This is a genomic window from Azospirillum sp. TSO22-1 (assembly GCF_003116015.1).
GTDB lineage: Bacteria > Pseudomonadota > Alphaproteobacteria > Azospirillales > Azospirillaceae > Azospirillum.
The window spans coordinates 1-13,742 of the sequence record NZ_LGQZ01000087.1 but is presented as its reverse complement, the minus strand read 5'-3'; the positions used below and the strand labels follow the sequence as shown (position 1 = coordinate 13,742).

The window sequence follows — 13,742 nt, the reverse complement described above, 5'->3', positions numbered from 1 at the left end:
ACCCCTGACCCCTCCCCCGCTTCGCAGGGGAGGGGGAGAGAGGCACCCTCCCCTGCGAAGCGGGGGAGGGATGGGGTGGGGGCAAGTCAGGCGGCCGTTACTGGAAGTCCGGGTTCTTCCAGCCCTTCGGGCCGACCAGCTTGGCGTCCGGCTTCAGGCGGGAGACGTAGTCCAGCACCGCCACCGTGTCCTTGTCGGAGAAGTTCTTGATCTGCTCGACCATCTCCGGGTTGGCGTTGCGGCGCTTGCCTTCCTTGATCCACTGGTACTGGCGGAGCAGGTAGGCGTAGTGCTGGCCCTGGATGCGGGGGTAGTACTTCTCGGCGTTGCCCTCGCCCTGGTCGCCGTGGCAGCGCACGCAGTTGTCGGCGTACAGCTTCTTGCCCAGATCGAGGTCGCTGCCCGGGCCGATGCCGTTCTCCGGGTTCATCGGCAGGCGCGAGATGTACTCGGTCACGTCCGCCACCGACTGCGCGCCGCCGATCTCGGACGGCAGGGCGAAGGGGTACATGGTCGGGTTGTCGCGGTTGCCCTCGCGGATGTCCTCCAGCTGCTTGATCAGCACGGTGCGGTGCTGGCCGGCGATCTCCGGGAAGGTGCCTTCGGTCTGGCCCCAGCCTTCCGGCAGGTGGCAGGCGCTGCACACCTCGTAGATCTCCTTGCCCTTCTCCAGGTTGGGCGTGAGCTTGAGCGCCTCGTCGCGCTCCGAGCCCTCGGACATCCACACCTTCTTGTCGGAGGTCGGCGCCTGGACGGGGCCGGCGGCCTGGCCGGCCGACACGGCCACCAGGACGGTCAGCGCCGAGGCGGCGGCGAGCCAGTGCACGGTCTTCATAATCGGAACTCCTACTTTTCCTGTTCGTGTGTGCGTCACTTCGCCGACCGGTCGACCTGCGCCAGATAGTCGGCGACGAGCTCTGCCTGCTCGTCGTTCAGCTTCTGGGCGAAGGGCACCATGCTCTCGGCCATGCCGTTCTTTCGGATGCCGTCGCGGATCTCCTTGATCTGGAGCGCGATGTACTCCCGCTTCTGGCCGCCCACGGCGGGCATCTCGGCCTGCGGTTCCTTGCCGTCGGGGCCGTGGCAGGCCACGCATTCCGACGCTTCGTAGAGGGCCTTGCCCTTCGCCACGCGCTCGGCGTCGGCCGGCTGTCCGGCCAGCTTGGGCGGGGGCAGGGAGGACAGCCAGTCGGCGATCGCCTTGCGTTCCTCGGCGCTCACCAGATGCATGACATCCTTCATGCCCTGGGTGCGCGGGTAGCCGCGGGCGTCGTTGCCGGACAGGCGGTCGCCGGACGCGATCTCGTCCATCTGGCGCAGCGTGTAGGCGGCGTCCAGGCCGGCGATGTTCGGGTACATCTGGATGGCTTTGGAGCCGTCACGGCCGTGGCAGGCGATGCAGGTCTTGCCCAGAAAGAGCTTCTTGCCCTCAGCCTGGGCGGCCGGAGCCGGGGTGGATTGCGCGGCCGGGGCGGCGGCAGGCGCCTGCTGGGCGGCGGCCATGCCGGGCACGATCAACAGGCTGGCTGCCAACAGCGCCGTGCGGAGGGGAGCGGTCATGGTCGTTTCGTCCTCTGGAGACATTTTTATTAGAGAAACATGATATTTATCAAACGAAGCGGGAGGGGCATGCCCCTCCCGCCGTTTCCCCGATTACTTGGCCGGCTTGGCGCCGTTCTGCTCCAAGTAGGTCTTGGCGCGCAGACCGATGTCCGCGGCCTTCACCTGGTACTGCCACCACTGGCCGGCCCACAGCGTGGCCTGCTGCCAGTCTTCCTTCTTCGCCGCCTCGTCCGCCTTGGCGCGGGCGTCCTTGGCGAAGTTCAGCTGGTCGGTCGCGTCTTCCACCAGCGCCACCACGGACGGGAAGTCCTTGAAGTTGGTGGAGGTGATGTAGGCGACGACCTGATCGATCACCGCCTGGGTGTCGATGCACGACTTGTACTGCTTGTCGAAGTCCGCCTTGACGTACTTGACGCCTTCCTCGGCCTTGCCGGCCATCTGCTGGGCGCCCTTCGGCTTCACCATCAGATAGCCTTCCATTTCGAGGTGCAGCGCCGAGCAGAACTCGGTGCAGTAGAACGGGTACACGCCGGCTTTGGCGGCCTTGAAGCTGGCCGAGGCGGTCTTGCCCGGCTCCAGCGACAGGTTGACGTCCATGCCGGACACGGCGAAGCCGTGCACCTCGTCCTGGGCGCGCTCCATGTTGGTGATGTGGAACGTCACCTCGTCGCCTTCCTCGACCTCCACGATTTCCGGCGTGAAGTGCGAGCGGATGGCGGTGCCGAAGACCTCGACCTTGTTGCCGTTCTTGACCACCTTCTCGCCGCCCGGACGGACCGCGAAGGCGCTCTGCTGGTCGGTGCGGCTGTTGGTGCCGAACTTGTAGCGGATGGCCGGCTTCACCTTGTCGGCGGCGATCGCCATGACGTAGTGCGGCTCGCCCAGCGGCAGCGGCATGTCGTACAGCAGCTCCATCTTGTCGCCGCTGATGTCGATCAGCTGGTGGTTCTGCGGGTGCAGCGGGCCGACCGGGTTGAAGCGGTCGATGGCCAGCTTGTTCATCGCCACCAGGTACTTGCCCTTCGGCTTGGTGGTGTCACCTTCCATGGTCATCAGGTGACCGATGTTGTAGTGCACCGAGATCTTGTCGAGGACCTTGCCCTCGCAGTAGTCGTACTTGGCGACCTGGCTGTCCACGTACAGCGAGGTGTAGGCGACGCAGGGCTTCGAGTCGTACTGCGTGTGCAGCGGGCCGAGGCCGAGCGGGACCTGCTTGTGGATGGCGTCCTTCACGTCGATGATCGGCACGCCGTAGCTGTCCTTGCCGGCGAACTTCTTCGCGGCGACGGCGGCCTGGATCTTCTCGAAGCTGTAGACGTGCGCGTTGCTGTCGAGCTTGCCGCCGACGATGATGTACTTGCCGTCCGGGGAGACGTCGACGCCGTGCGGGCTCTTCGGCTCCGGAACCAGGACGAGCAGGCCTTCCTCGATCGCGGTCTTCAGCGTGATGACCGGGTGGTCCTTGATCTTGGTGACCTTGCCGGCCTTGAAGACCTCTTCGGCCTTCTTCCAGTTCACGACGTGCAGGTAGTCGTGGTCGTTGGCCGAGCAGCCGGCCTCGTACGGCGGGCGGCCCTTCTCGATGCCGCCGACGTAGCGCTCGGAGCACAGCGAGTTGGTGAACGACCAGCCGTCCGACACCAGCTTGCCGGCGTCCGACAGGTCCTGCGTGTACGGCGGCAGCTCGACCGAGAACGACTGCGACGGGTCGATGCGGCCCTTCGACTTGTCGAACTTCCAGTAGGTGACGGCGCCACGGTACTTGTCGTTGAACTGCTCCAGCGGCACGTACTCGCCGCCCAGCGGGGCCGGGTACTGCGAGGCCTCGATCACGTAGTCGGTGTTCGGCGTGACGAAGGCGCCGCCGTGCTCCGACTGCATGATCGGGTTGACGACGATCTGCTTGGTCTCGAAGTCGTGCAGGTCGATGACGGCGATGCGCGGGTTGTTCTTGTCGTTGATGAAGACGAACTTGCCGTCGCTCTCGCCGTTGGTCTCCGACGCGGCGGGGTGGTGGGTGTCGCCCCAGGTGATCTGCTTGCCGTCGACGTTGCCCTGCGCGAGCACGGCCTTCGACTCGTCGTCGTAGCCGTAGCCCTGCCAGGGCTCGGGCGTGAAGACGCCGATGTACTTCAGGATGCGCATCGACGGGATGCCGTAGACGATGACCTGGCCCGACTGGCCGCCCGACGAGAAGGCGATGAACTCGTCACGGCCGCCGGTGGGGGTGTAGGTCTTCGCCGCCGCCAGCAGGTCCTTCTCGTTCAGACCGCGGCGCTTCATAACATCCTGCAGGCTCTCCGCGGCGTATGCGCCGCCGGCGACGGTCGTCGCCATCAGCAGCGCGCCGAAGGCAGCCGACGCCTTCAAAGCCGATTTCATGTCTTCCTCCGCGTGGGTTGAGTACGCACTACCTTCAGGTCCCGTCAGGGTCTTGAGCGCCGGGTGCGGCCGGCCGAGCCGCTCGCCTCAGGCAAAACAAGCCTGTTCGGACGCCAGGGGCCTGACATCCGTCGAGTTTGGAAATCGACACTCAGTGCGGAAGCAGTCGGGGCAACGAGCCGCCCGTCCACCGCGCGTCAACTTTGGAGCTGTTGGCGTTCCACTCCCTAGCCAAATCGACTGTTTGCAACCTGGAGACCATTGGAATTCCCCGCCTTGACTTCGGTCAAGGCGGAGGTGGCTGCGGCAGCCGGTCTCACCGCCTTTGGTCGGATCGTTCGCAGGCCGTTAGTAGAATCCCTTTTGTCGATTGTCGCCTTGACCATCGTCAAGTTCCCGCCGGCGCTCCTCGGGCATGGTTGGGTGACCAATCATTTTTCTGCGGATCGGTGTTCGACGATGGAGTCGCAGCTCACTCTCGCCCTGGCCCGCAACCCGCTGATCGGGTGGATGCCGGCGGCGGACCGCGAGCGGGTGCTCGGCTACGCCCGGCCGGCCGCCTTCGCCGAGGGCGACGTCCTGTTCCAGGAGGGGGGGGAGGCGCGCGCCTTCTTCCTGATCGTCTCCGGCACGGTGGAGCTGTCCATCGCCGCCGGATGCCGGCGCACCGGCGTGGTCGGCGTGCTGAGCGACGGCGATTCCGCGGGCGAGGTGGCGGTGCTCGACGGCGGCCCCTACCCGGTGACCGCCCGTGCGCTGGACCGCGTGGTGGCGCTGGCGATCCCCGGCGGCACCTTCCTGCGCCACATGGAGGAGCGGGCCGAGCTGCTGCGCGGCGTGGTGGCCGGCGCTTCGATCAAGCTGCGCGCGCTGATGCGCGAGAACGGCGAGCTGAAGGCGATGCCCACCGCCGAGCGGCTCTGCGGTTTCCTGCTGCGCCTGGTCGACCAGCCGGACGGCACGGCGAAGATCAAGCTGCCCTTCGAGAAGCGCGTGCTGGCCGGCACGCTGGGGGTGAGCCCGGAGAGCCTGTCGCGCGCCTTCGGCCGGCTGCGCCGGGTCGGCATCACCACCGGCCGCACCGACGTGGTGGTGATCCGCGACGTGGCCGAGCTGCGCCAGCTCGTCGTCGCCGGCAGCCTGGGCGACGTGGCGTAGAGCTGCCCAGATAAGCGCCGTCCTGTCGCGTCCTTGGGCAGAGTCGTGCCCGCTTTGCGGTTCCCGCCGCCAATTTAACCTTGGCACACGCCTTGCTGAACACCGGGCGGGCGGCGGGCGCGGGTGCGTTCGCCGGACCATTGCAGAGTGTTGCGGCGACGCCCGGCGGAGGGTGGCGCCGCGTCTGGGGCAATCCGGTCCTCCGCGCGGACCGGCACCTTGAGAACGGCGCCCGGGCGGGGGCTTTCCGCCCGCCGTCCGGGCGCCATTTTTTTTCCGCAGGGGAGTTCCCATGGCTGAGCCCGTCCACACCACCTGCCCGCTCTGCGGCGTGGGCTGCGGGGTCGTCGCGGAGCCGGCCGCGGACGGCACGCTGGCCGTGCGCGGCGACCCCGACCACCCGGCCAACTACGGCCGCCTGTGCGCCCGCGGCGCCGCGGCGGGGGAGGGCGCCAGCTTGGAGGGCCGACTGCTGCACCCGGCGCTGCGCGGCGAGCGGGTGGGCTGGGACGCCGCCGTCGGCGCGCTGGCCGGCGCCTTCGCCCGCACCATCGACGCGCACGGGCCGGATGCGGTGGCGGTCGCCGTCTCCGGCCAGTTGCTGACCGAGGACCACTACGTCCTCAACAAGCTGATGAAGGGCTTCCTCGGCTCGGCCAACATCGACGGCAACGCGCGCCGCTGCATGGACGCCACCATGCTGGCGCAGCGCCGGGCCTACGGCTCCGACACCGTGCCGGGCTGCTTCGACGACCTGGAGCAGGCGGACCTGGTGGTGCTCGCCGGCTCCAACCTGGCCGGGCATCACCCGGTGTTGCAGCAGCGCCTGCTGACCGCGCGCCGGCAGCGGCGCACCAAGGTGGTGGTGATCGACCCGCGCTGCACGCTGAGCTGCGACGAGGCGGACATCCACCTCCAGCTGCGCCCCGGCGCCGACGCGGCGCTGTTCAACGGGCTGCTCGCCCACCTGCACCTGCACGGCCGCGGCAACGCCCGCTTCCTGGCCGAGCACGCGGTGGGGGCGGACGAGGCGGTCGCCGCGGCGCTGGCCGGGGCGGCGACGCTCACCGAGGTGGCCGCGCACTGCGGCCTCGCGGCATCCGGCGTGCGCCGCTTCTACGAGCTGTTCGCCGCGACCGAACGGGTGGTGACGGTGATCTCGCAGGGGGTGGCGGGCGCCGACGCGGTCAACGCCATCCTCAACGTGCACCTCTACACCGGCCGCATCGGCCGGCCGGGCATGGGGCCGCTGCCGGTCGCCGGCCAGAGCAACGGCATGGGCGGGCGCGAGGTCGGCAGCCTGTCCGGTCAGCTCGCCGCGCACATGGGCTTCACGGCGGAGGAGGTCGACCGCGTGCGCCGCTTCTGGGACGCGCCGCGCATGGCCACGGCCGAGGGGCTGGCGGGCGAGGCGCTGGCGCACGCGGTGGAGGAGGGGCGCGTCAAGGCGCTGTGGATCGTCGGCACCGACACGCCCTTCGGCGTGCGCGACGCCGACCATTTGGCGTCCGCGGTGGCGCGGTGCGATTTCGTCGCGGCGTCCGGCGGCTGGGCGGCCGGCGCCGTGGCGCGGGCCGCGCGCCTGCTGCTTCCGGCCGCGCTGTGGGGCGAGGGCGAGGGCACCGTCACGGCGTCCGACCGCACGATCTCCCGCCGCCGGTCCTGGCGGGCGCCGCCGGGCGAGGCGAGGCCGGACTGGTGGATCGCCGCATCGGTCGGGCGCGCGCTGGGCTGGATGGAGGCGTTCGACTACGCCTCGCCGGCCGCGGTGTTCCGCGAGCACGCCGCGCTGTCGGCCTTCGAGAACATCGCCAGCCGCGCCTTCGACATCGGCGCGCTGGCCGGCCTGTCCGATGAGGAATACGACCTGTTGGAGCCCGCCCCATGGCCGCGCCGCTCCGGCGGTCCGCCGGTCCGGCGGCTGTTTGCCGGCGGCGGTTTCCACACGGACGACGGGCGGGCGCGGCTGGTGCCGGTGGCGGCGTAGGCGGGGCTATTCCGCCGCCATGGTGAAGCGGGCCGCCTGCACGCGGTTCTGCACGCCCAGCTTGCGGAAGACGTGGCAGAGGTGCGACTTCACCGTCACCTCGCTGACGTTCAGTCGACGGGCGATCAGCTTGTTCGGCAGGCCCTCGCGCAGCAGGTCGAGGATCTCCCGCTCGCGCGCGGTCAGGCCGCGCTCGCTGTTGTCGGGCTCGCCGTAAAGGGTGGGCGTCGGGCGCGCCGGCTCCTCCAGCAGGGCCGCGGGGACGTAGCGCTCGCCCGCGATGATCAGCCGCAACGCCGACAGCATGGCTTGCGCGCTCAGCCGCTTCGGGATGTAGCCGGCCGCGCCCAGGCCCATGGCTTCGAGGATCTGCTTGCGTTCGGTCACCGACGAGAGCACCACGACGCGCGCCAGCGGATGGCGCTCGCGGATCGCCGGAAGCCCGTGGGCGACCGTCATCCCGGGCATGCGCAGGTCGAGCAGCACCAGCCGGATGCCCTCGACGCGGTCGAGCGTTTCCACCACCTCCTCGAAGCTGCCGGCCTCGTACACTTCCGTGTTCTCGGCGAGCTGCATCAGGAACGGCCGCAATCCATCGCGGACCATCACGTGGTCGTCGGCTAGGAGAATTCGCATAATTCCTCTCCTACTTCAGATTGTCTATTCTTCTATCGATTAGCATGCTGTGATTCGTAACCGGGGTTTGTCAAGAAGAGTGTAATATGACAAGGCTGAAATCATTGTGTTTGAATTTGTCTAATATTTATTAGCCATAGAGGAATTCTGTGTGCTCTCGAAGAAAATTACTGTCGTTGCTCGCGACAGATTCGTGCACCCGATCCCAGGGAATGACGACGGCGAAGCAGGACCCGCGTCCCGGCGTCGAGGTGACCTGCACCGTTATGCCCAGCGTGTCGGAGAGGCGCCGCACGATCGCCAGGCCGAGGCCGAGGCCGCTGGTGCCCGCCGCCGCCGCGCCGCGGCGGAACGCCTCGAAGACGGCGCCCATCTCGTCGGCGGCGAGGCCGGGACCGGTGTCCCACACCTCGATGCGAAACGCCTCCTCGCCGCGCCGGCAGCCGACCAGCACGCGGCCGTCCGCCGTGTAGCGCGCCGCGTTGGCGATCAGGTTCATCAGCAGGCGGCGCAGCAGCGCCGGATCGGTGTGGAGGTGCAGCGAGCAGCCGACCATCCGCAGCTCCACGCCGGTGCGCGCCGCCTCGCTGCGGCACAGGTCCAAGGCCTCGGCCAGCAGGGGGGAGAGCGGGAAACGCCGCCGCTCGACCGGCAGCGCCCCGTTCTCCAGCGCCGACGCGGCGACGAGCTGGTCGAGCATGTCCTGCTGCGCCGCGGCGGCGGCCCGCATCTTGTTGAACAGCGCACGCTCCGGCAGCGCAGCCGCGGGGTGGCCGAGGGCCTCCAGATGGAACTGCAAAGCACGCAAAGGCTGTCCAAGATCGTGGCCGATGGCGGCGAGCAGCCGTGACTTGGCGGCGTTCGCGGACTCCGCCTGGCGCCGTGCCTCCTGGTTGGCGCGCAGGGCGGCGGCCAGTTCGGCGTTGGTCGCCTGCAGCGCGACCAGCACCGCGTGTTCCCGCCGCAGGCCGCGCCCGGCAAGCAGGCCGAGCAGGGCGATGATCGCCACGCAGACGCCGGCCAGGGCGCCGCTCATCAGCGCCCGCGTCCGCCACGGGGCGAACACCGCGGCCTCCGGCGCGGACACCGCCACCAGCAGCGGCATCTCGGGCACGCGCCCGAGGGAGACGAGGTGCGGCGCCCCGTTCCGCAGGACGGCGCGCTCGCCTTCCACAGGGTCGCGGCCGAAGGGGCGGGTCTGCGACGGCAACTCGGAGGCGCCGTCGCGCGGCTCCTGCACGATCGGCGCGCCGTTCTCCCGCAGGATGGCGATGGACAGCGGCAGCTCCGGCAGGCCGACGCTCCGGTAGTACGCCGCGAAATAGTCGGTGCGGAAGGCCGCCACGGCCACCCCGGCGAAGCGCCCGGCGTTCTCGATGCGCAGGCTCAGACGGAACAGCGGCGTGCCGCCGGACGGGCCGACGCTCGGCCGGCTGACGTGCAGTCGCACGCCGTCGCGGTGGGCTTGGAAATAGTCACGGTCGGACACGTCGGCCCCGGCGTCCGGCGCCCAGCTCGTCGCCGCCATCCGGCCGTCGGCACCGACGTAGCTGAGCATGGCGACGCCCGGCAGCCGCGCCAGCTGGCCGGCCAGCCACGGGTGCCAGTCGCTCGCGACGCCGGGCACCGGCGGGCCGCCGTGCAGCACGCGCGACGCGATCTGCTCCAGCGTGTCGCGCACCTCGTCCATGCTGCTTTGGGCGTGCCCGCTGAGCAGTGCCTGCGCGGTGCGCAGCGCCGTGTGCGCCTGATCGCGCGTCGCGCGCCGGTCGAACACGGTGTCGGCCACCCACCAGCCGAACAGCACGCACACCATCGCCGCGATCGCCGCGGTGAGGACGCGTCCGCCGTGCTCGGATCCGGTGCGTGTGCCGTGCTGCATAATTCCTTTCCTATCGAAGGAATCGACGAGCGTCAGGTTCCAGCGGATCTGCTTAATTAATTTCTTAAAATCTTTCCGGGGTCCTGCCGGCACTTTGTTGTTCCGGGGGGCTGCGGACTCCTGGCAAGCCTTTGATTTAAGTGGTGTTATCGGTGTTGCTGCCGAACCTCGGGTTGAACAGTATAGCCCGTCATATGTATGTCGGGGCGCTGCCGGTCAGCGGGTGCGTCTGTGTGCCGCACCTTGGGCTGTGCAGGAGCGGTCAGCCGCGGGGCAGGCCGGCGATGGCGCGGGCGACGGCGATCCAGGCCTCGTCCTCGTCGCCGATGCCCTTCAGCGCGGCGACCGGCGGCCAGACTCCCAGGCGGCTGCCGCGGCGCTGGGCGAGGAAGCGCTCCACTTCCTCCGGCGTCGGCAGCCGGTCGCCCTTCAGCTGGTTGCAGCGGCGGTGGGCGAGCACGACGTTGCCCGGCTCATTGACGCCGCCGTAGGCCTGCGGGACGACGTGGTCGAAGGTCGCCTTCGCCCCGGCCGGTTCGCCGCAGTAGAAGCAGCACCCGCCCTGCAGGACGTCCATCAGCTGGGCGTCGTCGCGGGTGATCATGTCACTCCCGCTCCACCGACCCCCACAGGTCGTACTCGTCGGCGTGCTCGATGGTGACGGGCACGATGTCGCCGGGCTTCAGGCCGGTCTCGCCGTTCAGGAAGACATTGCCGTCGATCTCCGGCGCGTCGGCGTAGCTGCGGCCGATGGCGCCTTCGTCATCGACCTCGTCGATCAGCACGCCCAGCGTCCAGCCGATCTTGCGCTTCAGCCGCTCCGCGCTGATGCGCTGCTGCGCCTGCATGAAGCGCTCCCAGCGCTCCTGCTTGACCTCTTCCGGCACGGCGCCGGGCAGCTCGTTGGCCGCCGCCCCCGCCACCGCCTCGTACTTGAAGCAGCCGACGCGGTCGAGCTGGGCGTCGTCCAGCCATTGCAGCAGGAGCTGGAAGTCCTCCTCGGTCTCGCCGGGGAAGCCGACGATGAAGGTGGAGCGCAGCGCCAGGTCCGGGCAGTCCTTCCGCCAGGAGCGGATGTGCTCCAGCGTCTTCTCCTGCGCGGCCGGGCGGCGCATCGCCTTCAGCACCTTAGGACTGGCGTGCTGGAACGGGATGTCGAGGTAGGGGAGGATCCGCCCCTCGGCCATCAGCGGCAGCACCTCGGCCACGTGCGGGTAGGGGTAGACGTAGTGCAGCCGCACCCAGACGTCGAAGTTCGCCAGCTCGCGGCACAGGTCGGCGAAGCGCGTCTTCACCTGCCGGTCGTAGAAGGGCCGCTCGGCGTACTTCACGTCGACGCCGTAGGCGCTGGTGTCCTGGGAGATGACCAGCAGTTCCTTGACGCCGTTGGTCGCCAGCTTCTCCGCCTCGCGCAGCACCTTGTCGATCGGGCGGCTGACCAGGTCGCCGCGCAGCGAGGGGATGATGCAGAAGGAGCAGCGGTTGTTGCAGCCCTCGGAGATCTTCAGGTAGGCGTAGTGCCGCGGCGTCAGCCGGATGCCCTGCGGCGGCAGCAGATCGACGAACGGGTCGTGCGTGGGCGGGGCCGCCTCGTGCACCGCCTCCACCACCGCCTCGTACTGGTGCGGGCCGGTGACCGCCAGCACGCCGGGGTGGACCGAGCGGATGGCGTCCGCATCGCCGCCCATGCAGCCGGTGACGATGACCCGCCCGTTCTCCTTGATCGCCTCGCCGATGGCGTCCAGCGATTCCTTCTTGGCGCTGTCCAGGAAGCCGCAGGTGTTGACGATCACCGCGTCGGCGCCGTCGTAGGAGGGGGAGATCTCGTACCCCTCGGCGCGCAGGCGGGTCAGGATGCGCTCGGAATCGACGAGCGCCTTCGGGCAGCCGAGGCTGACGATACCGACTTTCGGGGCGGAATTCGGGGCGGTCTTGCTCATGGCGCGTCTATATAGGCAATCGGGCGAGGCGCGCCAGCCGAATCGGCGTAATCCCGCGCTGGCGCGGCCGGCGCCCCGTGCATGCCTCCCACCCCTTGTGGCTGTGTACGAATGGGGTGCGACATTTGGTTCGACCCTACGGCCACGCTTATGCATTTTCGCGGTTGCGGTGTTGGAAACAATTCGTTAACGCTGGTGAAGAGTGTAGCGGATCCGGTCAGAAGACATTCGATACACTGAACCGTTTTGACTCGGGTCAACCATCGGCGTACGATAATCGTCGTTGGTGGGCGAACGGGTTCTTGGGAAGAGAGCGCAGGGGCCGGCATGTCGAACAGCCAATCTTCGCCCGCGTCCGCACAGGCGATCGCCGAAGTGATGATGCACATCGGGCACATCGCCGACAGCCTGGGCTATTCCCGCGGCCTGAAGCCCTCGCAGTGGACGGCGCTGCGCTATTTCGCCTCCGCCAACCCCAGCCAGCGCACGGTCTCCGCCTTCGCCGACTTCCACGCCACCACGCGCGGTGCGGCCTCGCAGACGGTGGAGGTGCTGGTGAGCAAGGGCCTGCTGACCCGCGTGCCGGTGCCCGAGGACCGCCGCGTCGTCCAGCTCCACCCGACCGACGAGGCGCTGGCGCTGCTGCAGCACGACCCCCTGCAGGAGTTCTCGGCGGTGATCGCCGGGCTGGAGCAGGACGACCAGTTCCATCTGGCCGAGACGCTGTCGCGGGTGTTGCGCGGGTTGCTGATGAAGCGGCAGGCCGCCTGAGGAGTCCCGGAAGTCCGGTTTTTGACACACCGCCGCCGCGACCGAACCCGTAGCTTCTAAAAAGAAGCACCAAGAACGGGTTAGGAAGAACCATGCTGCGGCTCGGGACGAAAGTCAGGTTCAATGGCCAGGACGCGATGGTCGTTGCCCGCACGCTGGCGGGCGTTCCACGCTATGACCTGCGCCTCGACGACGGACATTTGGTGAAATACGCGCTGGAAGCCGATCTGGAGATCGTCTCCACCGACGGAATCATGGCGCCGACGCTGGGCGGCCCGGCCGGCACCACCGTGTGGGGCGACCATGGACGCGTCTGAGGCGGTGGCCGGCCTGCCCCCGGCGCCCGGCTTTCCGGCGACGCGGGACGACTTCCCGCACTCGCTGCAGGCCTACGCCGTGCCGGACGGCGACGCGGCGGAGGCCGGCGGCTGGAGCCTGTCGCTCTACCGCGCGGTCGGCCCGGAGGAGCGGGCATGGCTGCAGGCGCACGGCTTCACGCTGACCGGGCGGCTGTGGATCCGTCCGGCTGCCGGAAACACTGCCGAGAACGGTTGAGAATGGGCGGCGGATCGCCGAAGATGCCGCCGCCATGCTGACTGTCCTGATCGCCGACGACCATCCGCTGTTCCGCAACGCGCTCAGGGACATCCTGCGCTCGACCGGCGAGACGTTCGAGATCGTCGAGGCCAGCACCGTCGACGAGGCCAAGCGCAAGGCCAACGACGACCTCGACCTGATCCTGCTCGATCTCTCGATGCCGGAGGCGGTGGGCTTCAGCGCGCTGGTGGGCTTGCGCAACGCGGTGCCGTCGGTGCCGATCCTCATCGTCTCGGCCTTCGCCGACCCCGACACGGTGCGGCAGGCGGCGACCTATGGCGCGGCGGGCTTCATCGCCAAGACGGCGGAGCCGATCGCCATGGCGGCGGCGGTGTCCAAGGTGCTGGCCGGCGGCAAGCACTGGCCGACCGCCCCCGCGCCGGCCGAGGCCAGGCCCGAGGCCGGCGCTGCGACGCCCGAGGCGTTCAAGAAGCTGAGCCGGACGGAGTCGAAGGTCCTGGAGCTGATGGCCGAGGGCAAGGCCAACAAGCTGATCGCCTACGAGTTGGGCATCAAGGAATCGACGGTGAAGACGCACGTCACCGCGCTGCTGCGCAAGCTGAACGTCTACAACCGGACGCAGGCGGTGATGCTGGCGAACCAGGCGCGGTTCGGGAAGCCGTAGGTGAAGCCCTCCCCCGCCTCCGGCGGGGGAGGGAGGGACCCAAGCGAAGCTTGGGAGGGTGGGGGCTACGGCTTCGCGACAACACGCCCCCACTCAACTCGCCCCCACCCAACCAACGCTCGCCCGCAAGTCGGGCGACCGCGCTCCGCCTACGATCGCCTTCGGCGCTCGTTGCCTATGGCACCGGCTCCACGCCCCCAG

The 13,742-nt window shown here is 69.0% G+C and carries 13 protein-coding genes; 6 read left to right on the top strand and 7 right to left on the bottom strand.

Going from position 1 to position 13,742, the window contains the following annotated elements:
- Window positions 1-97 precede the first annotated feature (97 nt).
- From TSO221_RS22850 to nosZ, 3 genes are all read right to left on the bottom strand, one after another.
- Complete coding sequence (locus TSO221_RS22850; protein WP_109120833.1) at window positions 98-835, bottom strand: c-type cytochrome; 738 nt, start codon at window positions 833-835, stop codon at window positions 98-100.
- 35 nt (window positions 836-870) lie between these two features.
- A complete protein-coding gene (locus TSO221_RS22845; protein ID WP_158284184.1) occupies window positions 871-1,560 on the bottom strand; it encodes a c-type cytochrome in 690 nt (229 codons plus the stop codon).
- A 93-nt stretch (window positions 1,561-1,653) separates the two neighbouring features.
- Complete coding sequence (nosZ, locus tag TSO221_RS22840) at window positions 1,654-3,945, bottom strand: Sec-dependent nitrous-oxide reductase (RefSeq protein ID WP_109120831.1); 2,292 nt, start codon at window positions 3,943-3,945, stop codon at window positions 1,654-1,656.
- A 459-nt stretch (window positions 3,946-4,404) separates the two neighbouring features.
- On the opposite strand from nosZ, the gene TSO221_RS22835 reads away from it, so the two are divergent.
- Both TSO221_RS22835 and TSO221_RS22830 read left to right on the top strand, forming a co-directional pair.
- The gene (locus TSO221_RS22835; RefSeq protein WP_109120830.1) at window positions 4,405-5,103 is read left to right on the top strand and encodes a Crp/Fnr family transcriptional regulator; all 699 of its coding nucleotides are present in this window, start codon (window positions 4,405-4,407) and stop codon (window positions 5,101-5,103) included.
- A gap of 292 nt (window positions 5,104-5,395) precedes the next feature.
- On the top strand, window positions 5,396-7,090 hold the full coding sequence (locus TSO221_RS22830; RefSeq protein ID WP_109120829.1) for a molybdopterin-dependent oxidoreductase: 1,695 nt from the start codon (window positions 5,396-5,398) through the stop codon (window positions 7,088-7,090).
- Between the two features lie 6 nt (window positions 7,091-7,096).
- On the opposite strand, the gene TSO221_RS22825 is transcribed toward TSO221_RS22830, so the two are convergent.
- From TSO221_RS22825 to rimO, 4 genes are all read right to left on the bottom strand, one after another.
- The gene (locus tag TSO221_RS22825) at window positions 7,097-7,726 is read right to left on the bottom strand and encodes a response regulator transcription factor (RefSeq protein WP_109120828.1); all 630 of its coding nucleotides are present in this window, start codon (window positions 7,724-7,726) and stop codon (window positions 7,097-7,099) included.
- A gap of 130 nt (window positions 7,727-7,856) precedes the next feature.
- Window positions 7,857-9,608: an ATP-binding protein gene (locus TSO221_RS22820; protein ID WP_109120827.1), complete on the bottom strand. Its 1,752-nt coding sequence runs from the start codon at window positions 9,606-9,608 to the stop codon at window positions 7,857-7,859.
- A gap of 262 nt (window positions 9,609-9,870) precedes the next feature.
- Window positions 9,871-10,212: an HNH endonuclease gene (locus tag TSO221_RS22815; protein ID WP_109120826.1), complete on the bottom strand. Its 342-nt coding sequence runs from the start codon at window positions 10,210-10,212 to the stop codon at window positions 9,871-9,873.
- 1 nt (window position 10,213) lies between these two features.
- Complete coding sequence (gene rimO / locus TSO221_RS22810) at window positions 10,214-11,548, bottom strand: 30S ribosomal protein S12 methylthiotransferase RimO (RefSeq protein ID WP_109120825.1); 1,335 nt, start codon at window positions 11,546-11,548, stop codon at window positions 10,214-10,216.
- Between the two features lie 327 nt (window positions 11,549-11,875).
- On the opposite strand from rimO, the gene TSO221_RS22805 reads away from it, so the two are divergent.
- The 4 genes from TSO221_RS22805 to TSO221_RS22790 all read left to right on the top strand — a co-directional run bounded on the left by TSO221_RS22805 (window position 11,876) and on the right by TSO221_RS22790 (window position 13,541).
- A complete protein-coding gene (locus TSO221_RS22805; RefSeq protein WP_109120824.1) occupies window positions 11,876-12,319 on the top strand; it encodes a MarR family winged helix-turn-helix transcriptional regulator in 444 nt (147 codons plus the stop codon).
- 92 nt (window positions 12,320-12,411) lie between these two features.
- Window positions 12,412-12,636, top strand: a complete 225-nt coding sequence (locus TSO221_RS22800) for a hypothetical protein (protein WP_109120823.1) — start codon at window positions 12,412-12,414, stop codon at window positions 12,634-12,636.
- Window positions 12,623-12,874, top strand: coding sequence for a hypothetical protein (locus TSO221_RS22795; protein ID WP_109120822.1), 252 nt, complete (start codon window positions 12,623-12,625; stop codon window positions 12,872-12,874). Before TSO221_RS22800 ends, TSO221_RS22795 begins: the two co-directional genes overlap by 14 nt.
- A gap of 34 nt (window positions 12,875-12,908) precedes the next feature.
- A complete protein-coding gene (locus tag TSO221_RS22790) occupies window positions 12,909-13,541 on the top strand; it encodes a response regulator transcription factor (protein ID WP_109120821.1) in 633 nt (210 codons plus the stop codon).
- Window positions 13,542-13,742 lie beyond the last annotated feature (201 nt).